Source organism: Rhizobium sp. 25PS6 (genome assembly GCF_032464655.1).
Taxonomy (GTDB): Bacteria; Pseudomonadota; Alphaproteobacteria; order Rhizobiales; family Rhizobiaceae; genus Rhizobium; species Rhizobium laguerreae.
The window spans coordinates 25,328-49,940 of sequence record NZ_JAWDIV010000014.1; the positions used below are offsets into that span (position 1 = coordinate 25,328).

24 protein-coding genes are annotated in these 24,613 nt (G+C 61.7%); 13 read left to right on the forward strand and 11 right to left on the reverse strand.

Annotation, left to right across the window (positions count from 1 at the left end):
* Positions 1-67 precede the first annotated feature (67 nt).
* From RWK44_RS20440 to RWK44_RS20450, 3 genes are all read left to right on the forward strand, one after another.
* Positions 68-1,015, forward strand: a complete 948-nt coding sequence (locus tag RWK44_RS20440) for a substrate-binding domain-containing protein (RefSeq protein WP_025396077.1) — start codon at positions 68-70, stop codon at positions 1,013-1,015.
* Positions 1,016-1,264: 249 nt separating this feature from the next.
* Entirely contained in the window at positions 1,265-2,320 is a 1,056-nt protein-coding gene (locus tag RWK44_RS20445; RefSeq protein WP_168256397.1) for a sugar phosphate isomerase/epimerase family protein, read from the forward strand.
* A 192-nt stretch (positions 2,321-2,512) separates the two neighbouring features.
* Positions 2,513-3,700, forward strand: a complete 1,188-nt coding sequence (locus RWK44_RS20450; protein ID WP_221958632.1) for a Gfo/Idh/MocA family protein — start codon at positions 2,513-2,515, stop codon at positions 3,698-3,700.
* 71 nt (positions 3,701-3,771) lie between these two features.
* Here RWK44_RS20450 and RWK44_RS20455 read toward each other — a convergent pair whose 3' ends face one another.
* On the reverse strand, positions 3,772-4,176 hold the full coding sequence (locus tag RWK44_RS20455) for a DoxX family protein (RefSeq protein ID WP_077979448.1): 405 nt from the start codon (positions 4,174-4,176) through the stop codon (positions 3,772-3,774).
* Between the two features lie 237 nt (positions 4,177-4,413).
* On the opposite strand from RWK44_RS20455, the gene RWK44_RS20460 reads away from it, so the two are divergent.
* Both RWK44_RS20460 and RWK44_RS20465 read left to right on the forward strand, forming a co-directional pair.
* Positions 4,414-5,787: a GH1 family beta-glucosidase gene (locus RWK44_RS20460; protein ID WP_222010919.1), complete on the forward strand. Its 1,374-nt coding sequence runs from the start codon at positions 4,414-4,416 to the stop codon at positions 5,785-5,787.
* Between the two features lie 201 nt (positions 5,788-5,988).
* A complete protein-coding gene (locus RWK44_RS20465; RefSeq protein WP_221999777.1) occupies positions 5,989-8,202 on the forward strand; it encodes a putative bifunctional diguanylate cyclase/phosphodiesterase in 2,214 nt (737 codons plus the stop codon).
* A 49-nt stretch (positions 8,203-8,251) separates the two neighbouring features.
* Here RWK44_RS20465 and trhO read toward each other — a convergent pair whose 3' ends face one another.
* From trhO to RWK44_RS20480, 3 genes are all read right to left on the reverse strand, one after another.
* A complete protein-coding gene (gene trhO / locus RWK44_RS20470; RefSeq protein ID WP_222061795.1) occupies positions 8,252-9,181 on the reverse strand; it encodes an oxygen-dependent tRNA uridine(34) hydroxylase TrhO in 930 nt (309 codons plus the stop codon).
* Positions 9,182-9,242: 61 nt separating this feature from the next.
* On the reverse strand, positions 9,243-10,151 hold the full coding sequence (locus RWK44_RS20475) for a CHAD domain-containing protein (protein WP_222061797.1): 909 nt from the start codon (positions 10,149-10,151) through the stop codon (positions 9,243-9,245).
* On the reverse strand, positions 10,129-10,617 hold the full coding sequence (locus tag RWK44_RS20480) for a CYTH domain-containing protein (RefSeq protein ID WP_131664451.1): 489 nt from the start codon (positions 10,615-10,617) through the stop codon (positions 10,129-10,131). The genes RWK44_RS20475 and RWK44_RS20480 overlap by 23 nt, the downstream gene beginning before the upstream one ends.
* 154 nt (positions 10,618-10,771) lie before the next feature.
* On the opposite strand from RWK44_RS20480, the gene RWK44_RS20485 reads away from it, so the two are divergent.
* The 4 genes from RWK44_RS20485 to RWK44_RS20500 all read left to right on the forward strand — a co-directional run bounded on the left by RWK44_RS20485 (position 10,772) and on the right by RWK44_RS20500 (position 13,203).
* Positions 10,772-11,410 (forward strand): 2-dehydro-3-deoxy-phosphogluconate aldolase, encoded by a 639-nt coding sequence (locus tag RWK44_RS20485; RefSeq protein WP_003543005.1) that lies wholly within the window; start codon positions 10,772-10,774, stop codon positions 11,408-11,410.
* Positions 11,411-11,520: 110 nt separating this feature from the next.
* Positions 11,521-12,240, forward strand: coding sequence for a tellurite resistance TerB family protein (locus tag RWK44_RS20490; RefSeq protein ID WP_020051681.1), 720 nt, complete (start codon positions 11,521-11,523; stop codon positions 12,238-12,240).
* Between the two features lie 64 nt (positions 12,241-12,304).
* The gene (locus RWK44_RS20495) at positions 12,305-13,000 is read left to right on the forward strand and encodes a GNAT family N-acetyltransferase (RefSeq protein WP_131661244.1); all 696 of its coding nucleotides are present in this window, start codon (positions 12,305-12,307) and stop codon (positions 12,998-13,000) included.
* Complete coding sequence (locus RWK44_RS20500; RefSeq protein ID WP_017962148.1) at positions 12,997-13,203, forward strand: hypothetical protein; 207 nt, start codon at positions 12,997-12,999, stop codon at positions 13,201-13,203. Before RWK44_RS20495 ends, RWK44_RS20500 begins: the two co-directional genes overlap by 4 nt.
* Before the next feature lie 8 nt (positions 13,204-13,211).
* Here RWK44_RS20500 and RWK44_RS20505 read toward each other — a convergent pair whose 3' ends face one another.
* The 3 genes from RWK44_RS20505 to RWK44_RS20515 all read right to left on the reverse strand — a co-directional run bounded on the left by RWK44_RS20505 (position 13,212) and on the right by RWK44_RS20515 (position 15,951).
* Entirely contained in the window at positions 13,212-14,282 is a 1,071-nt protein-coding gene (locus RWK44_RS20505; protein ID WP_316029317.1) for a nickel/cobalt transporter, read from the reverse strand.
* Positions 14,276-14,917 (reverse strand): DUF1007 family protein, encoded by a 642-nt coding sequence (locus tag RWK44_RS20510; protein ID WP_221946850.1) that lies wholly within the window; start codon positions 14,915-14,917, stop codon positions 14,276-14,278. The genes RWK44_RS20505 and RWK44_RS20510 overlap by 7 nt, the downstream gene beginning before the upstream one ends.
* A gap of 140 nt (positions 14,918-15,057) precedes the next feature.
* On the reverse strand, positions 15,058-15,951 hold the full coding sequence (locus tag RWK44_RS20515) for a LysR family transcriptional regulator (protein ID WP_065281301.1): 894 nt from the start codon (positions 15,949-15,951) through the stop codon (positions 15,058-15,060).
* A 528-nt stretch (positions 15,952-16,479) separates the two neighbouring features.
* On the opposite strand from RWK44_RS20515, the gene odc2 reads away from it, so the two are divergent.
* From odc2 to RWK44_RS20535, 4 genes are all read left to right on the forward strand, one after another.
* Positions 16,480-17,613: an ornithine/lysine decarboxylase gene (odc2, locus tag RWK44_RS20520; RefSeq protein WP_003542992.1), complete on the forward strand. Its 1,134-nt coding sequence runs from the start codon at positions 16,480-16,482 to the stop codon at positions 17,611-17,613.
* Positions 17,614-17,706: 93 nt separating this feature from the next.
* Complete coding sequence (locus RWK44_RS20525) at positions 17,707-18,297, forward strand: GNAT family N-acetyltransferase (RefSeq protein WP_221946852.1); 591 nt, start codon at positions 17,707-17,709, stop codon at positions 18,295-18,297.
* Positions 18,298-18,562: 265 nt separating this feature from the next.
* Positions 18,563-19,591 carry a serine hydrolase domain-containing protein gene (locus RWK44_RS20530; protein ID WP_221999795.1) on the forward strand — a complete coding sequence of 343 codons (1,029 nt, stop codon included), beginning with the start codon at positions 18,563-18,565 and terminating at the stop codon, positions 19,589-19,591.
* Between the two features lie 146 nt (positions 19,592-19,737).
* Positions 19,738-20,895, forward strand: a complete 1,158-nt coding sequence (locus tag RWK44_RS20535) for a GGDEF domain-containing protein (protein WP_316029318.1) — start codon at positions 19,738-19,740, stop codon at positions 20,893-20,895.
* Between the two features lie 96 nt (positions 20,896-20,991).
* On the opposite strand, the gene cysE is transcribed toward RWK44_RS20535, so the two are convergent.
* The 4 genes from cysE to RWK44_RS20555 all read right to left on the reverse strand — a co-directional run bounded on the left by cysE (position 20,992) and on the right by RWK44_RS20555 (position 24,538).
* The gene (gene cysE / locus RWK44_RS20540) at positions 20,992-21,810 is read right to left on the reverse strand and encodes a serine O-acetyltransferase (protein ID WP_221946854.1); all 819 of its coding nucleotides are present in this window, start codon (positions 21,808-21,810) and stop codon (positions 20,992-20,994) included.
* A 119-nt stretch (positions 21,811-21,929) separates the two neighbouring features.
* On the reverse strand, positions 21,930-22,427 hold the full coding sequence (locus RWK44_RS20545) for a GNAT family N-acetyltransferase (RefSeq protein WP_168283080.1): 498 nt from the start codon (positions 22,425-22,427) through the stop codon (positions 21,930-21,932).
* Between the two features lie 15 nt (positions 22,428-22,442).
* Positions 22,443-23,432 carry a WD40 repeat domain-containing protein gene (locus RWK44_RS20550; protein WP_168283081.1) on the reverse strand — a complete coding sequence of 330 codons (990 nt, stop codon included), beginning with the start codon at positions 23,430-23,432 and terminating at the stop codon, positions 22,443-22,445.
* A complete protein-coding gene (locus tag RWK44_RS20555) occupies positions 23,432-24,538 on the reverse strand; it encodes a CobW family GTP-binding protein (protein ID WP_316029319.1) in 1,107 nt (368 codons plus the stop codon). The genes RWK44_RS20550 and RWK44_RS20555 overlap by 1 nt, the downstream gene beginning before the upstream one ends.
* Positions 24,539-24,613: the final 75 nt, after the last annotated feature.

Consider the following 24,613-nt stretch of genomic DNA (forward strand, 5'->3'; position numbering starts at 1 on the left):
TTGACCGGACTTACAGGGCGTCCGGTCCCGTATGGAAAAGTCCCTGACCTTATTGGGAGGAAATAGCATGCGTAAATTGATGTTGGGTCTGGCGGTTGCGGCGGTGACGTTCGCCGGCGCCGCTCACGCCCAGGACAAGAAATTCACGATCGGCGTATCCATTCCGGCCGCCGACCACGGTTGGACGTCGGGCGTCGTGTTCCATGCCGAACGCGTCGCCAAGCTTCTGATGGCCGAACATCCCGGTCTCAACGTCATCGTCAAGACCTCGCCGGACGCCGCCAGCCAGGCCAACGCCGTGCAGGATCTCGATACGCAAGGCATCGACGCCCTCGTCATCCTGCCGTCGGACCCGGATCCGCTCGTCAACGCCATCAAGGAAGTCAAGGCCAAAGGCAAGTTCGTCGCCCTCGTCGACCGCGCGCCGAGCAACAACGACAATTCCGTGCGCGACCTTTATGTCGCCGGCAACAACCCGGCTCTCGGCGAAGTCGCCGGCAAGTACATCAAGGACACGACGCCGGACGCCGAAGTGGTCATCATCCGCGGTCTGCCGATCCCGATCGATCAGCAGCGCCAGGACGGCTTCGATAAGGGCATTGCCGGCTCGAACGTCAAGGTTCTCGACCGCCAATATGGCAACTGGAACCGCGACGATGCCTTCAAGGTCATGCAGGACTACCTGACCAAGTACCAGAAGATCGACGTCGTATGGTGCCAGGACGACGACATGGCCGTCGGCGTTCTTCAGGCGATCGAGCAGGCCAAGCGCACAGACATCAAGTATGTCGTCGCCGGCGCCGGCTCCAAGGACATGGTCAAGAAGGTCATGGACGGCGACAAGATGATCCCCGTCGACGTTCTCTATCCGCCGGCAATGGTCGGCACGGCAATGGAGCTGACGGCGGCGGCCCTCTACGATCAGGTTCCGGTTCATGGCAGCTACATTCTGGATGCGACGCTCGTCACCAAGGAGAATGCCAAGGACTTCTATTTCCCGGATTCGCCGTTCTAATCCATCGACTTGAGACAAGCGCCCATTCGAAAGGATGGGCGCATTTTTTATGCTTCCATACAGCGGCTGGCCGAAAATGCTGCACGTACCTCTTGCCCGCCAAAGCCCATCATGATTAGCTCGCAGCCATATCGCATTTGGCCTCGCGCCAAATTCGACGCAAGGGCGAGGAGGCGCCTTGCTCCCGCCAAATAGCGTGCTACAACACTTCAGAAACGTTTACGGTCGATATTCAGGGAGGAATCTGACATGAAGACGATCAAGGGCCCCGGCCTTTTCCTTGGCCAGTTCGCGGGCGATACTGCTCCTTTCAATTCGTGGGACGCCATCACCAGATGGGCGGCCGACATCGGATACAAGGGCGTCCAGGTGCCGACCTGGGCCAGCCAGCTGATCGATCTGAAGAAGGCTGCCACATCCAAGGCTTATTGCGACGAATTCGCCGGCAAGGCGCGCGAAAACGGCATCGAGATCACCGAACTCTCCACCCATCTGCAAGGCCAGCTCGTCGCCGTTCACCCGGCCTATGACGAAGCCTTCGACGGGTTTGCTGCACCGGAGGTGCGTGGCAATCCGAAAGCGCGTCAGGAATGGGCGGTCGAGCAGGTCAAGATGGCGCTGACCGCATCCAAGAACCTCGGGCTTACGGCGCATGCGACCTTCTCCGGCGCGCTTGCCTGGCCCTTCATCTATCCCTGGCCGCAGCGTCCTGCCGGTCTGGTCGAGACTGCCTTCGACGAGCTTGCCCGCCGCTGGACGCCGATCCTCAACCATGCGGACGAGAACGGTATCGACGTCTGCTACGAGATCCACCCGGGCGAGGACCTGCATGACGGCATCACCTTCGAGATGTTCCTAGAGCGGGTGAAGAACCATCCGCGCGCCAACATGCTCTACGATCCCTCGCACTATGTCCTGCAGTGCCTCGATTATCTCGACAATATCGACATCTACAAGGACCGCATCAAGATGTTCCACGTCAAGGATGCGGAGTTCAATCCGACCGGACGCCAGGGCGTCTACGGCGGCTATCAGGGCTGGGTCGAACGCGCCGGCCGGTTCCGCTCTCTCGGCGACGGCCAGGTCGATTTCGGCGCGGTGTTTTCGAAGATGACGGCGAATAATTTCGACGGCTGGGCGGTGGTCGAATGGGAATGTGCGCTGAAGCATCCGGAGGACGGTGCCCGCGAAGGCGCCGAATTCGTTGCCGCCCATATCATCCGCGTCACCGAGAAAGCCTTCGACGATTTCGCCGGCAGCGGCACAGACCAGGCGGCCAATCGGCGGATGCTGGGGCTTTCCTAAATCAGTTCATATTGGTTGGTTGCCCCTCACCCTGACCCTCTCCCCGTAAACGGGGCGAGGGGACTTGCCCGACCAAGCGTCGAGAGCGGAAAAGACGCCGCGGCATACACCTTCTCCCCGCGAGCAGGGAGAAGGTGGCGGCAGTCGGATGAGGGGGCATTCCGCACCAAGTTCAAATTTCAGGAGGAATCAATGGCAATCGAAGCATCATCCGAACAGACCCGCGAGCCGCGCATCCGGCTCGGTATGGTGGGCGGCGGCGCGGGCGCGTTTATCGGCGCGGTGCACCGTATCGCGGCACGCATCGACGATCAGTACGATCTCATCGCCGGCGCGCTGTCGGCTTCGTCCGAAAAGGCGATCGCATCCGGCCGCGACCTCGGCCTCGATCCGTCGCGGACCTATTCCAGCTACCGCGAGATGGCAATCCGCGAGGCGAAGCTGAAGAACGGCATCGAGGCGGTGGCGATCGTCACGCCGAACCATGTGCATTACGATGCAGCCAAGGAATTCCTGAAGCGCGGCATCCATGTCATCTGCGACAAGCCGCTGACGTCCAACCTTGCCGACGCGAAGAAGCTGAAGAAGATCGCCGACGAGAGCGGCGCGCTGTTCGTGCTGACTCATAATTACACCGGCTATCCGATGGTCCGCCAGGCGCGGGAGATGATCGCGAATGGCGAACTCGGCGACATCCGCGTCGTCCAGGCCGAATATCCGCAGGACTGGCTGACGGAAGCGGTCGAGCAAACCGGCCAGAAACAGGCTGCCTGGCGCACCGATCCGGCACAGTCCGGCGTCGGCGGCTCGACGGGCGATATCGGTACGCATGCCTATAATCTCGCCGCCTTCATCACTGGCCTGGAGCTCGACAGCCTCGCTGCCGATCTCGACAGCTTCGTTCCCGGCCGCCGGCTGGACGATAACGCGCATGTCATGCTGCGCTTCAAGGCGAAGGGCTCGGAGAAGCCGGCCAAAGGCATGCTCTGGTGCAGCCAGGTGGCACCGGGCCACGAGAACGGCCTGATGGTCCGCGTCTACGGCACCAAGGGCGGGCTCGAATGGACCCAGAAGGACCCGAACTACTTGTGGTACACGCCTTTCGGCGAGTCGAAGCGGCTGATCACCCGGGGCGGCGCCGGTTCAGGCGCGGCTGCCGGCCGTGTCACGCGCGTGCCATCCGGGCATCCGGAAGGTTATCTCGAAGCCTTCGCGACGATCTATACGGAAGCCGCACATGCGATCAACGCCCGCAAAAAGGGCAAGGCCGTCGACAAGGCAGTGGTCTACCCCACAGTCGATGACGGCGTGAAGGGTGTGGCTTTCGTCGAAGCCTGCGTCGCGTCTTCGAAGAAGAACGGCGCCTGGGTCAAGGTCTGAATTAACGATCTGGATTGCGCCATGAAAGCGCCGAGGCGGGGTCAAGCCGTCTCGGCATTTTGTTTATTTGGTCAGGCAGTAGCAGTGCGCCCGCGCTTCAGCAGATTGTCGACGCTCAACGGTCCGGCACCTGCCGCCACCAGATAAAGAAACACGAAGCAGAACAGGATCGCCGCGACGCCGCCGTTCTGCGCAGGATAGATGCCCTTCGACGCGTGCCCGATGAAATAGGCGAAGGCCATCAGGCCCGAGAGCACGAAGGCTGCGATACGAGTCTGGAATCCCACCAGGACCAGGAAGCCGAAGGTGAGTTCGAGCAGCCCGGCAATCCAGGAAAGCGAGCCCGCGGGCGGCACGCTTGCCGCAGCCGGAAAATGCAGGATTTTCTGTGTTCCGTAGCTGAAAAGCACGAGTGACGAGACGATGCGCAACAGGCTCAGCAGATGAGGCTGCAGCGAATGGAACGAAGAGAGCATTGGATTCCTTTCACATTTGTGATTCCATTTCCCGTGTAAGGATCTCCGTCTCAACGGCCAAGTCACGACTGCTGACAATGCCGTTATGAGGGTGGTTGCCGGATAGGGAGCGGCGTTGCAGCTGTTCTGTTTTTCCTCCTGCAACGTTGCAGATTTTCTCGCCGCCAGCCTGTACTTTGCACTCGGGCTTGGCTAAATCCGGCGCAAACGGCTGAACCTGAGAGATAGGATTTGCAGATGATCGATCCGAAGAAACTCGCGGAGCGCTTTCCCGGCGACTTCACTTTCGGCGTTGCCACCGCCGCCTTCCAGATTGAAGGCGCCAGCAAGGCCGATGGCCGCAAGCCATCCATCTGGGATGCTTTCTGCAATATGCCCGGCCGCGTCCATAATCGCGATAACGGCGACGTTGCCTGCGACCACTACAATCGCCTGGAGCAGGACCTCGATCTCATCAAGGAGATGGGTGTCGAAGCCTACAGGTTCTCGATCGCCTGGCCGCGCATTATCCCCGACGGTACGGGTCCGGTAAACGAGGCCGGCCTCGATTTCTACGACCGGCTGGTTGACGGCTGCAAGGCGCGGGGCATCAAGACCTTCGCGACACTCTACCATTGGGACCTACCTCTGCTGCTCGCCGGCGAGGGCGGCTGGACTGCGCGCTCGACCGCCTACGCCTATCAGCGCTACGCCAAGACGGTGATGAACCGCTTGGGGGATCGCCTTGACAGTGTCGCCACCTTCAACGAGCCCTGGTGCATCGTCTGGCTCAGCCACCTCTACGGCATCCATGCTCCGGGCGAGCGCAACATGCAGGCCGCCCTTCACGCCATGCATTACATGAACCTGGCACACGGCCTCGGCGTCGAGGCGATTCGCTCGGAAGCCCCCAATGTGCCGGTCGGCCTCGTGCTCAATGCCGCCTCGATCATTCCCGGCTCCGACAGCCCGGCCGATCGCGCCGCCACCGAGCGAGCGCATCAGTTCCACAACGGCGCTTTCTTCGACCCCGTCTTCAAGGGTGAGTATCCCAAGGAATTCGTCGAAGCGCTCGGCGATCGCATGCCCGTCATCGAGGATGGCGATCTGAAACTCATCAGCCAGAAACTCGACTGGTGGGGCCTGAACTATTATAAGCCCGAGCGGGTCACCGACGATGCCGAACGCAAGGGCGATTTCCCCTGGACGGTGGAAGCGCCGCCGGCAAGCGACGTCAAGACCGATATCGGCTGGGAAATCTATGCGCCGGGCCTGAAGCTCTCGGTCGAGGACCTCTACCGGCGCTACGACCTGCCGGAATGCTACATCACCGAGAACGGCGCCTGCGACAATACCGATGTCGTCGACGGCGAGGTCGACGATGTGATGCGTGTCGACTATCTCGGCGATCACCTCGACGTCGTGGCCGACCTCGTCAAGGACGGCTATCCCCTGCGCGGCTATTTCGCCTGGAGCCTGATGGACAATTTCGAATGGGCGGAAGGCTACCGCATGCGCTTCGGCCTCGTCCATGTCGATTATCAGACGCAGTTACGCACGGTAAAAAAGAGCGGCAAGTGGTATCGCGAACTGGCGGCTCAGTTCCCGAAGGGCAATCACAAAGCGGGTTAGCGCAATTACTCCAGCGGGCACTTGATCCAGGCGCCTTTTGAACTTGCCCGTCCGGCGGCACGGCAAGCTGACGCTGCTTGCCGTCAATTTCGCGACCACCGGCGGCACGGACAAAAATCGATCGTCAGACACGTGCAACAGGCGGTTGTTTAAACGTTTTTGAACCCTTGGCTGGCAAAGTGCACCGGTCAGGGAGCTGTTATGCAGGCAGTCGGAAAGTCGCAGAGCAAGGGATCGGGAATAGGCCGTCACATTACCGTCACCGGCGTACTTTTCTCCTTCGCGGTCATCGTCGCCGTCGTCACCGTCATGGTGCTGACGGCACTCGAACGCGTGACCGAAAACGCCAATCTCCTCGATGACGAGCGCTCGCGCGAAACGACGATCGGCGCGGTGAAGACATTCGAGGATCAGCTCGGCGCGACGCTCGACGATTATGCCGCCTGGGACGATGCCGCCGCCAACGTCTACGCGCCGGACGGTATGGCCTGGACGGTGAGCAATTACGGCGAGATGTCGGTCAATAGCTCGCTGTTTGACGTGGCGATCGTCATCGATGGCGAGAAGAAGGCGATCATGACCTATCGCGACGGCAAACCGATGGAGGAGCCGCTCACGGATTTCTTCGCGCCGTCGCTCTGGGTCCTGCTCGACAGGGTGAAGGCGGCCGGCCCGGCCGATCGTCCTCAAGCGGTCGGCTTCGTCACCACCAAACGCGGCATTGCCGCTGTCGGCGTGGCATTGGTGCGGGAAAAGTCCGGTGCGCTGGATGCGCCCGTCGGCCAGCGCCGCTATCTTGTTTTCGCCCGCCATCTCGATGACGACAGAGTGACCGCGCTCGGCCAGACCTATGTCATCGGCGGGCTGAGGCTGGCGCCGCCGAGTTTTGCTGCCGACTATCGCGTACCGATCGTCGATCCGACGGGGGCAACGCTCGGCAAGCTCGTCTGGACCTCGCGTTCACCCGGCGATATCGCCTATGCTCAGGTGCGGCCGATGGTCATCCAGGCTCTCGGCCTCGTCGGATTGTTCTTCGTAGTGCTGCTGGTCATCGGCTGGCTTGCCGGCCGCCGCCTGAGGGCAGAGGAAGGCAGCGCCCGCGAGGAGGCGTTGCGCGACAGGTTGAGCGGTCTTTCCAACCGCGATGGTCTCGGGCTCGCCGTCGATCGCTTTGTCGTCGAGGCATGCCAGGCCAAGCGCAACGTGCTGCTCCTCTATCTTGATCTTGATGGCTTCAAGGAAGTCAATGATAGTTATGGCCACGGCACCGGTGACCAGCTGATCCGTGCGGTCGCGGCCGGGCTCGCTGTGCTCATTCCGCAGGGTGCGGTTCTCGCGCGCATCGGCGGCGATGAATTTGCGATCGCCTTTCTCTCCGACAGCGAGAATGCCGCCGCCCTGCAGCTTGCCGAACAGATCCTCGATTTTCTGGTCGAGCCGCTAGAGATCGGCCGCCGCGTGGTCGTCGTCGGAGCCAGTATCGGCATCGCCATGTCGCCTTTGGGTGCGGTCGGGCGCGAAGAGCTGGTCCGCCGCTCCGACCTTGCCATGTACAAAGCGAAGGAGGCCGGCCGCGCGCGGATGATGCTCTATGATCCGTCGATGGATGCGGATCGGGAGCAGCGTAATGCGCTGGAGCTCGATCTTCGGATGGCGATCGAAAGCGGCGACCTGACGCTCGCCTACCAGCCGCTGATCGATGCGAGCACACATGCGATGACCGGCGTCGAGGCTCTGGTGCGCTGGAACCGCCCGGGCCATGGTCCTGTTTCGCCCGAGCTGTTCATCCCGATTGCCGAGACCAGCGGCCTCATCGAATCGCTCGGCCTGTTCGTACTGCGCAAGGCCTGCGAGACGGCCAAGCAATGGCCGGAACTCAATGTCTCGGTCAATGTCTCGCCCGGCCAGTTCCGCAATCCCGCCTTTAGCGACTATGTGCGCTACGTGCTGAAGCAGACGGAGACCGAGGCCGGCCGCATCACGCTTGAGATCACCGAAGGCTACATGATCCAGAATCCGCAGCGCACCCGCCAGTCGATCGACCGACTGAAGGGGTTGGGGGTCAAGGTGGCGCTCGACGATTTCGGTTCCGGCTTCTCTTCGATCGGCTATCTCAGGCAGTTCGGCTTCGACCGCATCAAGATCGATCGCTCGCTGGTCATGGGTGTGAACGAGGACAGACGCCAGCGCGAGATGCTGCAGGCGACGGTAGCACTTGCCCGTTCGCTCGATATTCCGGTGACGGCCGAAGGTATCGAGACCGAGGAGCAGGCGATCGCCATGCGCCTCTTCGGCTGTGACTGCCTGCAGGGCTATTGGTTCGGAAAGCCCGTGACATCAGACCTTATCACCGAGATGCTGAACGAGCGACGCGCAGCGGAGCCGACAGGCCGGCGTCGCATCGGCGCAGCCTGACCGGCGGCCTGATCTTCAGAAAGCAAACTTGATCCACACAGAATCCGGCTCAGCTGCCGATATGTCGCTGGCCGCGTTTTCTCGCGAGAGCGATCTGGTGCTGCCGCTGACGGTAGCGCAGCCGGTCCTCGTCCGTGCGCGCGTGGTAGCAGTGGCTGCAGGAAACGCCTTCCTCGTAAAGCGGCGAGGTGATCTCCTCGGCGGTGATCGGGTTGCGGCAGGCGTGGCAGAGCCGGTGTTCGCCTTCCTTCAAACCGTGCTCGACGGACACGCGCTCGTCGAAGACGAAGCAGGCGCCATCCCAGAGGCTTTCCTCCTTCGGCACTTCCTCCAGATATTTCAGGATGCCGCCCTTCAGATGATAGACCTCGTCGAAGCCCTCAGCCTTCATGAAGGCGGTGGCCTTCTCGCAGCGTATGCCGCCGGTGCAGTACATGGCGACCTTCGGCTTGTTGTGCAGACCGGGATTCTGACGCACCCATTCCGGAAACTCACGGAAGCTCTTGGTCTTCGGGTCGAGCGCACCGCGGAAGGTTCCGATCGCCGTCTCGTAGTCGTTGCGGGTGTCGATGACGATGGTGTCGGGGTCGGAAATCAGCGCGTTCCAGTCCTTGGCAGCCACATAGGTGCCGACCACCTTGTTGGGGTCGATATCTTCGACGCCCATGGTGACGATTTCCTTCTTCAGCTTCACCTTCATGCGCAGGAAGGGCATTTTCGAGGCGCGGCTTTCCTTGTGCTCCAGGCCCGAAAATTCCGGCTGGGCGCGCAGGAAAGCGAGCACGACGTGAATGCCGGCATCCGGGCCTGCGATCGTGCCGTTGATGCCTTCATGCGCCAGAAGCAGCGTTCCCTTGACGCCGTTCTCCTCGCAAAGCGTCTGCAACGGCGCCTGCAGGCCGGCAAAGTGCGGCACGGAAACGAAATGGTAGAGTGCGGCCACGAGGAACGGGCTGGTGTGTGTCAGGCTGTCGGTCATAGGCCGGAAATACAGAAAATCGGTGGGCCGCGCAATTGCCTTCGCCAGTGGCGGCCTTCTCTCAGTTTCCAGCCATCAACCAGAGAAGCTCGATGCGCTGGGCTTCCTCGTCGGCATCATCGGCGAAGACCGCTTCGGCTTTGACCAGCGCTTGCCGACGGTCTTCCTGCTGGCGGAAGATGATGATGTCGAGCAGATGCGCCAGGTCGTCATTGCGGGTGAAGAGCTGCGGTTCGGCCTCGACCAGTTCGGAGAGCACGGTGAGATCGTGGATGTGGCCGAGATCCTCGACAAGTTCCTTGGCCGCATCGCGCTTGGCCTTCATCGCGCCCGGCCAGACGTCACGCAAAAGCGCATGGTAGAGCCGATAGTCGTAGGTGCGTTTGCGCAGATCGTGGAAAACGTCGGCCGATGCCTCGCCATGGCAAGCCGCAAGCGCGGTCTTCGCCTTCCGCGCCGTGCGTCGCCAGCTCTTTGCCAGTATGCGGGCATTCTTGCGGTGGCCGCCATCAAAGGAGACGGCATCCAGGGCGGTGATCGCTTCCTTCAGAACGTCGGAGGTTTCCGCGAGCCGCTGTTCCAGGCCGCTTTCGGCCTGCACCATCCAGTCACGGCGTCCTTCGAGAATGGTGACGATGCGGCCGAGCGCCTCGCTCTCCTCTTTTCCGCGGGCTGCGTGCTGCAGATATTCCGCGGTGCCGATGAGGGCGGCAGCGTCGCGGATCGCCGAAAGCGAGCGTGCGGTATCGCGCAGCCTTGCGTTTTCCTGGGCCTGAAAATCCGGCACCTCGCGGGCCACGAGGCGGTAGAGCGAGCGCAGCCGTTTCAGGTTCTTGCGGAAAGAATGGATCGCCTCATGCGCGCCGTCCGGGCGTTCCTCAAGGAAAGTGACGGCTCGTTCCAGCTGCTCCGTCGCGACGCTGCGGAATGCCTTGGTGAAATCGGCGTCAGGCCGAATGCGATAGGCCATGCCTGTCGTGCCCGTATTCTGTGGCAAGGGCCTGATTGGAATAGCGGAAATCGCCGGTCACTTCGCGGCCGAGCCAGGTAGGCAGGGGCGGATCATCAGTTTCTGCCGTCATCTCCACCTCTGCGATCACCAGTCCGCGGTGCTCGCCGGTGAAGACGTCGACTTCCCAGACGAAATCCTCATGCGGAACGCGATGGCGCGTCTTCTCGATGACGACGCCGATCGCGTTCTGCAACAGCTCTTCGGCATCGGCGATCGGGATGTCATATTCGAATTCGTCACGAGTGATGGCGCTGCGGCCGATCTTGATCGTCAGTTTCGCCTTCCTGCCGTCGAGGATGCGCACCCGGACGGAGCGGTCGTCCATCGAGGCAATATAACCCTGCCTGAGGATAGACTTCGTCTCGACGGCGGAACGCCATCCATCGCTGCGCACAAGAAACTTCCGCTCGATCTCTTTCGCCATACCGGTGAACCTTTTGTGACGATTGCGGCACGGTAGCCCAATTTCCACGCATTTCATACCCTTCTCGGCATGCGACCCGGTTTTATCTCGACAAGGTTCCGCGGGGGCGTTATTCGGGGTCCGAATTCAATCGTTTCAAGGAGGTCGCGCGACCATGGGCGAGAAAACAGAGAAGCTCCTTTCCATCCTGAAACTCCAGCCTGTCGTTCCGGTCTTGATCGTCGACGATGCGAAGACGGCGGTGCCGCTGGCCCGTGCGCTCGTCGCGGGCGGCCTGAAGGCGATCGAGATCACCATGCGCACGCCGGCGGCGCTCGAGGCCGTGCGCGCTGTCGCCGCAGAGGTCGAGGGGGCCGAAGTCGGCGCCGGCACTATCCTCAATGTCGCCCATTGGGAAGCCGCCGTCGAGGCCGGTTCGAAGTTCATCGTCAGCCCGGGCACGACGCAGGAACTGCTCGATGCCGCCGCCGATTCCGACGTGCCGCTGCTTCCGGGCGCTGCGACCGCCAGCGAAGTCATGGCGCTGCGCGAAGAAGGCTACCAGGTGCTGAAATTCTTCCCGGCCGAGCAGGCTGGCGGCGCCGCCTATCTCAAGGCGCTGTCCTCGCCGCTTGCCGGCACGCTGTTTTGCCCGACCGGCGGTATTTCGCTGAAGAATGCCAATGATTATCTCTCGCTGCCGAACGTCATTTGCGTCGGCGGCTCGTGGGTGGCGCCAAAGGAACTGGTCGCGGCCGGCGACTGGGCCGGCATTACCAAGCTCGCGGCAGAGGCGGCGGCGCTGAAGGCCTGAGTTTCGGCAAGGGCGGGTGAGCCTCATGGCTCAATCCCGCTCCCCAAGTTTGTATTTCAGCCGTCGCAAACCTATGTACTCCTCCAGTTTCAACAGGGAGATGACGAGGAATGTTCGACGCAAAAAAGCTTCTCGACCAGTTCTTGGGTTCGCAGGTGCCGGGTCTCGGCGGCTCGGTCCGCGACAGGGCGGGTGATGCCGTTCAGACGGCCAGGAACAATCCGATGAAGACCGGTGCCATTGCTGCCGCGCTCCTCGGCACCAAGACCGGCCGCAGTATTGCCGGCAATGCACTGGCGATCGGCGGTCTTGCCGCGATTGCCGGCCTCGGTTACCAAGCCTACAAGAATTACCAGGCCGGGCAGGCCCCCGCTGCCCCTTCCGATGCACCGTCGGCCAATAATCCGGTGCTTCTGCCGCCGCCTGCCGAATCCGGTTTCGGGCCGACGTCGCCTGCCGGCAGCAATGAATTCGCCCTGGTGCTGATCCGCGCGATGATTGCCGCCGCCAAGGCCGACGGCCATATCGACGATGCCGAACGCGCCCTCATCATGGAGAAGGTCAAGGCCGCCGATGTCAGCGGCGAGGCTGCGGCCTTCATCGAGCATGAACTCGCCTCGCCGACGGATATCGATGCGCTCGTGGCCGCCGCGGTGACGGAAGAACAGCGCGTCGAGCTCTACACCGCCTCGCGGCTCACCATCGAGCCGGATTCACGCGCCGAGCGCGGTTATCTCGACCTGCTCGCCGGCCGCCTCGGCCTCGCCGACCAGCTGGTCGACCATATCGAGGCGACGGTGTCGTCCGCCAAGGTGACCTTGTCACAGTGACATCTAGGCCGGTTGCCTTTGTCGGGCGGCTGGCCTATCCACTCTTCCGAAAAGGGGAGTGAACATGCGCGATCTTGCAAATTTCAAGGGCTGCCCGGCGCCGAAGCCGGTGACGCTGAAGGGCCGTTTCGTCACGGTTGAACCCTATCGGCGCGCGGAACATCTCGAGGCGCTGTGGGACGGGCTCGGCGGCATGGGCATCAACCCGCTGCTTCTCTATTTCGCGCAGGACGATTTCTCCGGTATCGACGATTTCGCCAGCTGGCTGGAAACCGTCAATACCAAGTCCGGCTGGCTCACCCATATCTTCCGCGACAACGCCACCGGCAAGATTGTCGGCATGGCGAACTACATGCGCGCCGACCCGGCAAACGGCGTCGTCGAGATCGGCGGAGTGGCGCACGGGGCCGAGATGAAGCGGTCGCCGCTTTCGACCGAGGCGCATTACCTGATGGCCAAGCACGTCTTCGAGGATCTCGGCTACCGCCGCTACGAATGGAAATGCGACAATAAGAACGAGGCGAGCAAGACGACGGCCGCGCGTTACGGCTTCAGCTTCGAAGGGGTCTTCCGCCAGCACATGATCTCCAAGCATCGCAACCGCGACACCGCCTGGTTCTCGATGATCGATGCCGAATGGCCGGTGATCAACGATGCCTTCGAAGCATGGCTTTCCCCCGCGAATTTCGACGCCGAGGGCAATCAGATCCGCCGCCTGCAGGATATCCGCGCCGATCTCGAAAAGGAAAGGCTCGTATGAGCCCGGAAAGCCGCTCGCAGGCGACCGCCGCCGGCATCATCCTGCTTAGCGCTGCGCTGGTCATCTATTTTCTGCCGACCATCGTTCTGTGGATCGGCAACTTCTCGCCGACGTTGGCGATCGTCGTCGGCGTCTGCCTGATCATGGCGTTTTTCGCTGTCTTCTGGTTGCGGGCGCGTTACCAGCGCAGCCGGGGGAAATAGGTTTAACCCTACAGCGAGGCCCCAAGCAGCAGGGCGCCCATCAGCATGACGAGCACGGCGCCGAGGATTTCGATGGCATTGCCGACCCAGATCGAGGCGGTCGAGCCGCGTCCGGAGAGGCGGACGGCCGCGCTCTTGGCAGTGACGGCAAGTGTGGCAAGTAGGGAAACGGTAATCGCCGTGCCGAGCGACATGGCGACGATCGACAGCACGCCGCCGAGATAGAGCCCGTTCAGCAGTGAGAAGGTCATGACCAGCAAGGCGCCGGAACAGGGGCGCAGACCGACGGCAACGATTGCCGACCAGGCCTCGCGGACGCTGAACTTATCGCCGCCGAGCAGGGCCGGGTCGGGCACGTGGGCATTGCCGCAGGTCTCGCAGACCATGCCGGGAACAAAGGTGTGGCCGGCTTCGACAGCCTGCGCCTTGCCGTTGAAGGCATAGGCCTGGCGTTCGGCTGCATTATCCTTCCAGTCGAGCATCATGCTGACCGGGCCGGCAGGCGTCGCCATCAGCCGGCGCCGTGGCATATTGCCGGCTATCGAGCGCAGTTTGCGAAACAGCAGCCAGCCGCCGAACAGGATGACCATGATGAAGCTGGCGATCTCCATCGCGTGGGTCGCTGCCGTCAGCGTGATGCCGGTGCCGCGCAACACCAACCAGGCGCCGCCGACCAGCGCTACCGCCACCACGCCCTGGATGAAGGCCGAAATGAAGGAAATCATCACGCCGCGCTTCAGCTCGATCTCGTTGGCAATCATATAGGAGGAGATGACCGCCTTGCCGTGGCCCGGGCCGGCTGCATGGAAGACGCCGTAGGCGAAGGACAGGCCGATCAGCGATGCCAGTTGCCATGGGTCTTGACGCATCGCCTTCAAGGCGCCGGTCAGCGCCCGGTAGAAGGCCTGCTGTTCATAATTCACATAGAGCAAAAGCGGTGCGAGCGGACCGCCGGTCGGCTGGAAGCTCGGCTCCGCCGTGCCGATGCCAAGCGGAGATTGCGCATGGGCGAGACTTGCCGCCGCCAGGAGCGCGAGGACGACTGCGGAAAAAATGAGGGGCAGGCGTTTTGTCAGCATGTGACCTCCAGCCGGGTGGCGAAGAGTTTGGACATGTTGGTGCCGGTGGGATCGTTGAAGAAAGCGTCCGTCAGCGACTGTTTGTTTTCCGATATCACCTGGTCGGCATCGGGCCGCACTACCTGATGTTTGCAGGCCTTGAAGCCGTCTCCGACGATCGCGAGCTCACCGTCCGTGGGAAAGTCGATCGAGGTATAGAGCGTCGGGTCATAGACGCCGAAGCTGAGCCTGCCCTTGAGTGGCATCTTCTCCACCGGCTTCACCGCAAAGAACATCAGCAGTTGACCTTCCTTGTAGTCGACATGGATGATGTCAGGCTTCTGGACGGTGATGTTCTTCCCGTTGATCGTCAGGTTCATGTAGTAATCGTAGTCGGCAAGCGACTGCTTCACCGTCTTTCCGACCTCCGCGAGCTCGTTCGGCTCCAGCTTCAGGTCGGTGTTCTTGTCGAAATCCATGACGACGGAGGACGAAAAGACCTCGTCGAAGCGCCAGACATTGCGCAGCTCCTCGACACTGCCGTCCTTGCTGGCGACGACTTCGAGGCGCGCTTCCACGAAGATGTGCGGATGGGCAAAGGCGGCGGCCGGCGCCAGCGAAAGAAGCGCCGCCATCAGTATCGTCGAATGTTTCATCTATTCCGCTGCTCTGTTCGGTGACCCTGACTTCTTGCCAGAAATTGGGACGGAATTGGGACGGGCTTCACTGGCGGATCCCCGATCGTCGCCGTCCGATCGTCTCAGCCATGTGAATCAACATGGAATCTGTTGTCGCATCATGGGTGCTTCTTGAACCAGTTGTGCAGGTAATCGACGAAAATCCTCACCTTGGCCGGCAGGTAGCGCCGGTGCGGGTAAACGGCATAGATGCCGCGGTCGGTGGGGATGTAATCGTTGAACAGGGTCACCAGTTCGCCGCTCTCGATTGGCTTGCGGGCGATGAAATCCGGGATGAAGGCTACGCCGATGCCGGCCAGTGCTGCGCGTAATGTCGCATGCGGGCTGTTCACCTCTATCGGTCCGGAAACGGCGACGGCGAACGAGGTGTTGTCAGGATTGTGGAAGCGGATGCTCGCCTGGGTGCGCGCATTGGTATCGACGATGAAAGGGACGTTCGAAAGGGCCGTCGGGTGATCGAGATCGGGATAGCGCTCGAGAAATTCAGGGGTAGCGCAGATATGGATGCGGAAATCCGAGATCTTGCGGGCGATCATGCCGGAATCTTCGAGCTTGGTGATGCGGATCGCCACGTCGAAACCTTCCTCGATCAGATCGACGAACCGGTCGTCGGCGGCGATCTCCAGCGAAAGGTCCGGGTTCTCCTTGGCGAAGTCGATCAGCGACTGGCCGACATCGGCATCGACAAAGGTGCGCGGCACCGAGATGCGCAGCCGTCCCTTGAGTTGCGCATTGTTTTCACGCACGAGATCGGCGAGGTTGTCGATCTCCTTCAGGATATCGGAGGCGGTGCGGTAATAGGTATGGCCGGCCTCGGTCATCGAGAACTGACGGGTGGTGCGGTTGAGCAGCAGCGCACCGAGCTCGTCCTCCAACTCGCGCACATATTTGGAGAGCAGCGCCTTCGAGCGGCCGGTGCGCCGTGCCGCAGCGGAGAAACCTTCGGCCTCGACGACATCGATGAAGGCGCGTATGCGGGTCAAGGTATCCATGGCACCCCTCAGGCTGTTTCGGAATGTTGAACAAATTGGCTCGTCTTGTTCAATAATTTTTTTAGCCCTGAGATCAAAAAATCGCTTGATTATGAAGGCGAATATTCTTATTTCCCACTCAGCCCAAAGTCGCACGTGCCCATGGGTGTCCGCCGAACCCTCGAATTGGTGAGGAAATCGGTAAGGTACCTGGAATTAACCCCTCCAGTCGCTATTCCGGCCAACCGGAAAATGCGAGGACGCCTGAAGCAACGACGGTGCGGGCCTTTTTGTTCTCTCCCTGCTTTCCATCAGCGGGGGTTACTGAAGAGGCACACCATCATTGCCGGAAGTGCGGTTGGGATTCTCCCTCCAATCCATGGCAGACAAAGCCGAACTTACACCGCATCGCGGCGTTGGTTCACTATCTGCGCATCGAGCGCTTGCTATGGTTCCGGGGTCTCCACCGGCTGGTTCCAATGCGAGCTATCGTATGCCCTTTGTCCTCCGGTTCATGCCGGAGTTCTGGAATTGGAAGAGGGAATCGATATGACCACTCAGCGCATCCGCGACTTTCTCGCAACCCGACGTCCCGATGGTCCCTGCCTCGTGGTTGACCTCGACGTCGTTCGCGACAATTTCCACGCCTTCCGTCACGCCATGCCGGACAGCGCCATCTATTATGCCGTCAAGGCCAACCCGGCCCCGGAAGTGCTGAAGCTGCTCGCAGGCCTCGGCTCCAATTTCGATTGCGCATCCGTTGCCGAAATCGAAATGGCGCTCGAAGCCGGTGCGACCGCCGCCCGCATCTCCTATGGCAACACGATCAAGAAGGAACGTGACGTTGCCCGCGCGCATGCGCTCGGCGTCAGCCTCTTTGCGGTCGACAGCCACGAGGAAGTCGAGAAGATTTCGCGCGCCGCTCCCGGCGCCCGTGTCTTCTGCCGCGTGCTCACGGATGGCGAAGGCGCCGAATGGCCGCTGTCGCGCAAGTTCGGCTGCGTTCCGCAGATGGCTGTCGACGTTCTCGTCTACGCCCATCAGCTTGGCCTTCAGTCCTATGGCGTCTCGTTCCATGTCGGTTCGCAGATGACCAAGGTCGATGCCTGGGATTCGGCGCTCGCCGATGCCAAGCGCGTCTTCGTATCGCTTGCCAAGCAGGGCATCCACCTGCAGATGGTCAACATGGGCGGCGGCTTCCCGACCAAGTACCTGCGTGACGTTCCGTCCGCAGAAGCTTACGGCAAGTCGATCTACCAGGCGCTGCGCACGCATTTCGGCAACCAGATCCCGCAGACGATCATCGAGCCGGGCCGCGGCATGGTCGGCAATGCCGGTGTCATCAAGGCGGAAGTCGTTCTGATTTCGAAGAAGTCGGACAATGACGATGCCCGCTGGGTCTTCCTCGACATCGGCAAGTTCGGCGGTCTCGCCGAGACGATGGATGAAGCCATCCGCTATCCGATCCGTACGGAACACGACGGCGACGAGATGGAGCCCTGCGTCATTGCCGGTCCGACCTGCGATTCGGCCGACGTGCTCTACGAGAAGAACCTCTATCCGCTGCCGATCTCCCTTTCGATCGGCGACGAGGTCCTGATCGAAGGCACCGGCGCCTATACGACGACCTATTCGGCGGTCGCTTTCAACGGTTTCGACCCGTTGAAGGCCTACGTCATCTAAGGTCGTTTCCGCCGGCCCCGTAACCAGCCGGGGCGGCATTTCACAATTTTCCTTCATCGCCGCTGATAACGGTATTGGGTACGGGAGGCCAAGATGGCCGCTGTTCTTGATTCTGTCCGCGCATTCTTTGCGCCTACCACTTTCGCCATCGACGCCGAAAATCCCTCGGATGTCGTTGCGCGTGAAAACCTGCTCGACCGCGTCATGGGGCCGGATCGCCGCAAGAAGTCGTCGGAGAAGATCCGCCGCAACCGCGTCCCGGCCGAGGGCCTTGCGCTCGTCGCGCGCGATCGCGACGGCCATGTCATCGGCTCGGTGCGGCTCTGGAACATCGAGGCCGGCGTCAATGACGAAGGCACGCCGATCAATGCGCTGCTGCTTGGACCGCTCGCCGTTGCGCCCCATCAGGGCGGCAAGGGCATCGGCTCGGCGCTGATGCGCGCGGCGCTTCTCGAAGCGAAGAAGCGCGGGCACGGCGCCGTCTTGCTCGTCGGCGATGCTGCCTATTACGAGCGCTTCGGCTTCTTTGCCGAAAAGGCTCGCCATCTCGTCATGCCGGGTCCGTTCGAACGCTCGCGCTTTCTGGCGCTCGAGCTCACGGACGGCTGGCTTGACGGCGCGGCCGGCATGATCGTCCCCTCGGGACGCATGCTGACCAGTGCCCCGGTTCGCCCCGCAGCCTAGAACGGGATTGGGCCGGGTCGGCCTGAAACGTCACGCGGAGCCGTAAGGCTGCTCCGACCGGCCGGCCAGGTTGGGAATTTTCCCCCCGGCTGGTAATATCCGCGCCGTTTGACCACGCAGGCAGGCGGGCCTGGTGTGGTTGCGGCGCGGATTGTCTTTCTGGCATCAAGTTTCGAAAAGGCGCCGGCAGCACGCTGAAACACAATCGCGTGAAAAGGGGCGCCGGCAGGCGAACATATCGCGGCGATATCCTATCTTGCGTCGCATGATCCGCCTTCTTTCCCTTCTGCTTTTCTTCTGCCTGCCGCTTGCCGCAACGGGGCCGGCGACTGCTCAGAGCACGGCTTCCGGCGTCGGCGGCCTTGGCCCGCGTCTCGATCGCGCGGCGAGCGACCCCGCGATGAGGCCTCTCAAGACGGTGATTGTCGCTCGCGACGGACGCGTGCTCAGCGAACGTGGCTTCCATGGTCATTCGCCCTCGGAAGCGACCAACATCAAATCCGCTTCGAAGTCGATCATTTCGGCGCTGGTCGGTATCGCCATCGACAAAGGCCTGCTGACGGGGCCGGACCAGAAGATCGCGCCGATCCTGAAGGCCGATCTTCCGGCAGCACCAGACCCGCGCATCAACGACATCACCATCGGCAATCTTCTCTCCATGCAGGCGGGGCTCGATCGCATGTCGGGGGCGAACTACGGTCGCTGGGTCTCCTCGCGCAACTGGGTGCGCTTTGCGCTGTCGCAGCCTTTCGTCGATCAGCCAGGTGGCGAGATGCTCTATTCCACCGCATCCACGCATCTGCTTTCGGCCATTCTCACCAAGGTCGGCCGGCGGCCGACGCTGGTGTTGGCGCGCGAATGGCTGGGTCCTGTCGAAGGTTTCCGCATTGGCGCATGGGAGCGCGATCCGCAGGGCATCTATCTGGGCGGCAATCAGATGGCGATGAGCGCCCGGTCCCTGCTTGCCTTCGGTGAACTCTACCGCAACGGCGGCAAGACCGCCAACGGCCGCCAGATCGTCCCTGCCGACTGGATCTCCCAGTCGTGGCAGCAGCGCACCAACTCGCGTTTCTCTGGCGATGAATATGGCTATGGCTGGTTCACGCGGCAGATCGGCGGCGAGCAGGTGCATTTCGCCTGGGGATATGGCGGGCAGATGCTCTACATCGTGCCGTCGCTCGATCTCACCGTCGTCATGACCTCGGAAGAGAGCGGTCCGTCTGCCCGAAGCGGCTACAGGGACTTGCTGCACGGTCTGTTGGCGGACATCATCGGCTCGGTGCGTGCCGCCTGACGACAGGGCCGCGCGTCTTTCAGACGCGCTGTAGGACTTTGAATTATGCAGCGGCGAAAAACCCCGATCGTTAAATTTTTAGCGAAGGCTCCAATCAATCCGCAAAACGCTTCCTGTAAGTTCCGCGAGAATTTCGGGAAAGCGCCATGCTGCTGGATCTCAGGACAATCTATTTCATTGTTGCCGTGAGCTGTTTCGTGCTGGGCGTTCTCCAGCTTGCAGCCTATGCGACGGGTCGCTTCGAGAGGTGGCCGCTCTGGTGGGGCTTGAGCAACCTTCTTGTTGGTGTCGGCTCGTTTCTCGTCGCGCTGCGCAATCTCGTTCCCACCTCCGTCTCGATCGACGGCGGCAATATCGTCACCATCGCCGGCTATATGCTGATGTTCTTTGCCGTGCGCGTCTTTTCGGGACGAGCGCTCGATCAGTGCACTTTTTGGCTTGCGATCTTGCTCATCAGCGTTCCTGTCGTCCTCATCGTCAGCGATCCATCGGCAGTCTCGGCGAGGCTCCTCTACGTCTCCGTCATCTGCTGCCTCTGCGATCTTGCCGTTGCAAGGGAGGCGATCAGCATTGTCCGGCGCGAGAGGCTTTATTCGGCAGCCTTGCTTGTCGGCCTCTACGCCTGCACTGCCGCGATCTTTGCGGTTCGCAGCATTCTCGCGGCGACCGGTGAGATCGGTGGGCCGGATCCTTTCGGCGGCAGTGCAATTCATAGCTGGATGGCGGTATCGGCGGTCGCCTTCATCATGCTGCGCAGCATGGCGATGGTGCTGATGGCCGCCGAGCGCAGCCGAAATCAGCTGACGGAACTCGCTCACCACGATCCGCTGACCGGCGCGCTCAATCGCGGCGGCCTTGCCCAGCACCTGCCCGCCCTCGGCTCCCGGCCGGTATCGCTGCTGATCATCGATATCGACCATTTCAAGCAATTGAACGACAGGCATGGCCATGCCGCCGGTGACGACATCCTGCGGCTTTTCGCCCGTGTTTCGAGGGGCATCATGCGCTCGGACGATCTGCTTTCCCGTCAAGGTGGGGATGAATTCCTGGCGGTGCTGAAAAATACTTCCCGGGAGGAGGCGGTGGCGATTGCCGAGCGCATCCGTCTCGCTTTCGCCGCCGCCGTCATGCAGCGGCCGGATCTGGCCGTCTTTCCGACGCTGAGCATCGGCGTTGCCGCGCGTGCGGAAAGCGACGGAGATTTTGAGCGGCTGATGCAGAAGGCGGACGAGGCGCTCTACCGTTCGAAGCGCGAAGGCCGCAACCGGGTTGAAGCCTTCGGGGAGAATCAGCAGGCCGCGTAGGAACGGGGCGAATGTTCCTATGTCGAAGCGGCTCTATCTTTTTGCCTTTGCGCAATTCCGGACGCAAAACCGCTACGCACTTTTGCTGGAATTGCTCTAGATATTCTGGTCCATCGTCTCGGCCGGGATTTCGTCGGCGCGGTGGATGCGCACGACCGTTGCCGGCACGCCGGCAACCGTGCAATGCGTGGGAACCGATTTGAGCACGACGCTGCCGGCGGCGACCTTGCTGAAGGCGCCGATTTCGATATTGCCGAGGATCTTGGCGCCCGCGCCGATCATCACGCCGTGGCGGATCTTCGGGTGGCGGTCGCCGGTCTCCTTGCCGGTGCCGCCGAGCGTGACGTTCTGCAGGATAGACACTTCATCCTCGATGACAGCCGTTTCGCCGATGACGATGCCCGAACCGTGATCGAGCATGATGGATGCGCCGATCCGTGCCGCCGGATGGATGTCCGGGCCGAAGACCAGGGAAACGAGATTGGCGAGCCAACTGGCGATCTCCGGACGGCCGGCGATCCAGAGCGCATGGGCGATGCGATGCGTCTCAAGCGCATGAAAGCCCTTCAGATTGAGAAGCGCGTGCAGAAATGTCGTGCAGGCCGGATCGCGCTCGCGCACGGCGATGAGATCGGCCTCGACCTTCCGCATGATATCGTCATCAAGTGTGGACAGGATGAGATCGAACAGATCACCCGTTTCCACCTGCGCTACGGAGAGCCGCGCGGCCAGCACGCGGGCGATGATCTCATCGTTGTTGGCAGTGTCGGTTACCTGAGCGGCAAGCAGCTGCTTCAGTATCGGCTCGCGCGCGGCGAACTCGGCCGCCTCGGCGCGGATCACGGTCCAGACGGATGCGTCGCCCAAAGGCTGCGGCTGTTGCCTGGCCAAACCGAGGCGGGTCGATTTCGACATTTCCGTTTCCTCTGTCAGCCACGGCAGCGCAAAGCGCTTCCTGCTCGTGGTTCATGTTTCGCCCGGACACGGCGTTTGGCAAGCCCCGATATCCTACGGACTTGAGTCCGATAGCAATTCTAACCACCGGACGGCTGCAGGCGAAGTGTCAGCTCCGGAAGCCGGCGCCAATGATAGAGCACATCAGGCTCCCGTTCTTCGTTGTCGGCGCCATCGGTCTCCTTTTCAGCGGTAAAACCGTGCCGTTCGTAGAAGCTGCGAGCGCCTGCATTACGCTTAAACGTCCAGAGCCTGATCTCGTTCATCTCCTCCTTGGCGCAGCCGAGGAGTGAAGAGCCGATGCCCATGCCCTGGAAACCGGGAAGAACGTAAAGCTGCTCTATCCAGTTGTCGCCATAGGCGATGACACCGACAAGCTGGCTTTTCAAGGTGGCGCCGAGGATGGAGCAATTCGGCAGCAAATGCATGCGCCAGTACTGCTCCTCTTCCTCAGGCGTATGCACATCCGGCAGCCAGGGCAGCCGTTGCCACAGGGCGACGCGCCTGATTCCGGCCGCCGCCTGCATTTGATCGGCGGTGAGCGCCATGATTTCGGGTTCCATCAGGGCGTCGTCCATTGCCGGCAACGGGCCTCAAGCCGAAATATCGACGACGCCGCAATCGCCGGCTTCCGAGCCGAAGGCGAGCAGCTTGCCGTTTTTGCTCCAGCTCATCGCTGTGATCGCACCCTTGCCGGGTCGGCGCAGCAGCGCTTCCTTGCTGTCGGCGATGCGCACGGCCAGGATCATGCCATCGATGAAGCCGATGGCGAGGATGTCCTCGAGTGGATGGAATTTCACCGCGGTTGCCATGATATTGGCGCGGGTGCCGAGCTCCAGCGGCGCCTTGCCCATCGGCCCGTCCTTGCCCTGGAAGGGCCAGACGATTGCCGCAGGCGCGCCTGAAGACGCGAGCCACTTGCCCTTGACCGACCAGGAGAGCGATTTCACCTTGGAAGGGTAGCCGGTCATGCGCATGTGGCGGGCTTCGGTGCCGGGCTTGATGTCGAGCTTCCAGCCGTGCAATGCGTTTTCCTGCATCGAGGTGACGAGGAAATTACCATCAGGCGAGAAGGTGACGCCGGTATGCGCACCCTTCCATTCAAGATCGATCGGCTTGGCATTCATGCCGATCCAGTGCAACGACACACCGTTGTAGCGCGCGGCCGCGATGCGCAGGCCCTTCGGCGCAAAGGCAAGACCTTCGACGGTGCGCTCTTCGGGGAATTCCTTGGTCGTGCCATCGGCAAGGCGCACGAGCGAACTCTTGCCGTAGGAATAGGCAACGGCGCCCTGCGGGCCGGCTGCCACCTGCGAAATCCACTTGCGCGGCGCGGTCGCGATCTCGCTGACGCTGCCGTCGGCGGCAATGCGCAGCACCTTGCCGTCCTCGCCGCCGGAGATCAGGCTCTCGCTGTAGGGATCGCGGATGGCGGTGAGCATGCCCTGGTGGGCTTCGGAAACCCTGTCGCCGCCGTCCAGCCGATGGAATGTGCCGTTTGCGCTTGCGAAGAAGGGAACATCACCTAAAAATTCGACGGCCAGAACGTGGCCGTCGAGATCAAGCGGTGCAACTGTCGGCATCAGGCGGCTGCCTCGCAGGCCTTGAAGGAGGTTTCGAGCTTCTCGCGGTCGAGTTCGCGGCCGATGAAGACGAGACGGCTCTCGTGATTTTCGCCTTCCTTCCACGGCCGCTGATGATCACCCTCGATGATCATATGCACGCCCTGAACGACGTAACGCTCGGGATCGTCCTTGAAGGCGATAATGCCCTTGAGACGCAGAATATTCGGCCCCTGCGTCTGGGTGATCTTCTGGATCCAGGGGAAGAAACGCTCCGGATTCATCTCGCCGCCGCGCAGCGAGACCGACTGCACTGTCACATCATGGATCGCCGACATTGCGCCATGTTGATGGGCGCCATGTTGATGATGGTCGTGACCATCATGCTGGTGGCCGTGGTGATCATGGTCATGATGGTGGTGGTCGTGATCGCAATCGGGGCCGCAGACGTGGTCGTCATGGCCGTGCTCCAGGAAATGCGGATCGTTTTCGAGCGCGCGCTCCAGGTTGAAGGCGCCCTGATCGAGCACGCGGGCGAGGTCGACGCCGGAGCGGCTGGTCTTGTAGACGCGGGCGGCCGGGTTGATGGCGCGGACGATATCCTCGATCACATCAAGTTCTTCCGGGGTCACCAGGTCGCTCTTGTTGATGATGACGACGTCGGCGAAGGCGATCTGGTCTTCGGCCTCGCGGCTGTCCTTCAGGCGCAGCGGCAGGTGCTTGGCATCGACGAGGGCGACGACGGCGTCGAGCTCGGTCTTGGCGCGCACATCGTCATCCATAAAAAAGGTCTGGGCGACCGGTACTGGGTCGGCAAGGCCGGTCGTTTCGACGATGATGCCGTCAAAGCGGCCGGGGCGGCGCATCAGGCCTTCGACGACGCGGATCAGGTCGCCGCGCACCGTGCAGCAGACGCAGCCGTTGTTCATTTCGTAGATTTCCTCGTCCGACTCGACGATCAGGTCATTGTCGATGCCGATTTCGCCGAACTCGTTGACGATGACCGCATATTTCTTGCCGTGATTTTCGGAGAGAATGCGGTTGAGCAGCGTCGTCTTGCCGGCGCCGAGATAACCGGTGAGCACGGTAACGGGAATGGGCTTCTGGGTGGAGATCGCGTCGGTCATGAGAACCTCTAGGATTAGGCGTGCGGCCGAGCGGCTGGGATCGGCTGCTTGAACGGTTGGTCTCATATAATGGCT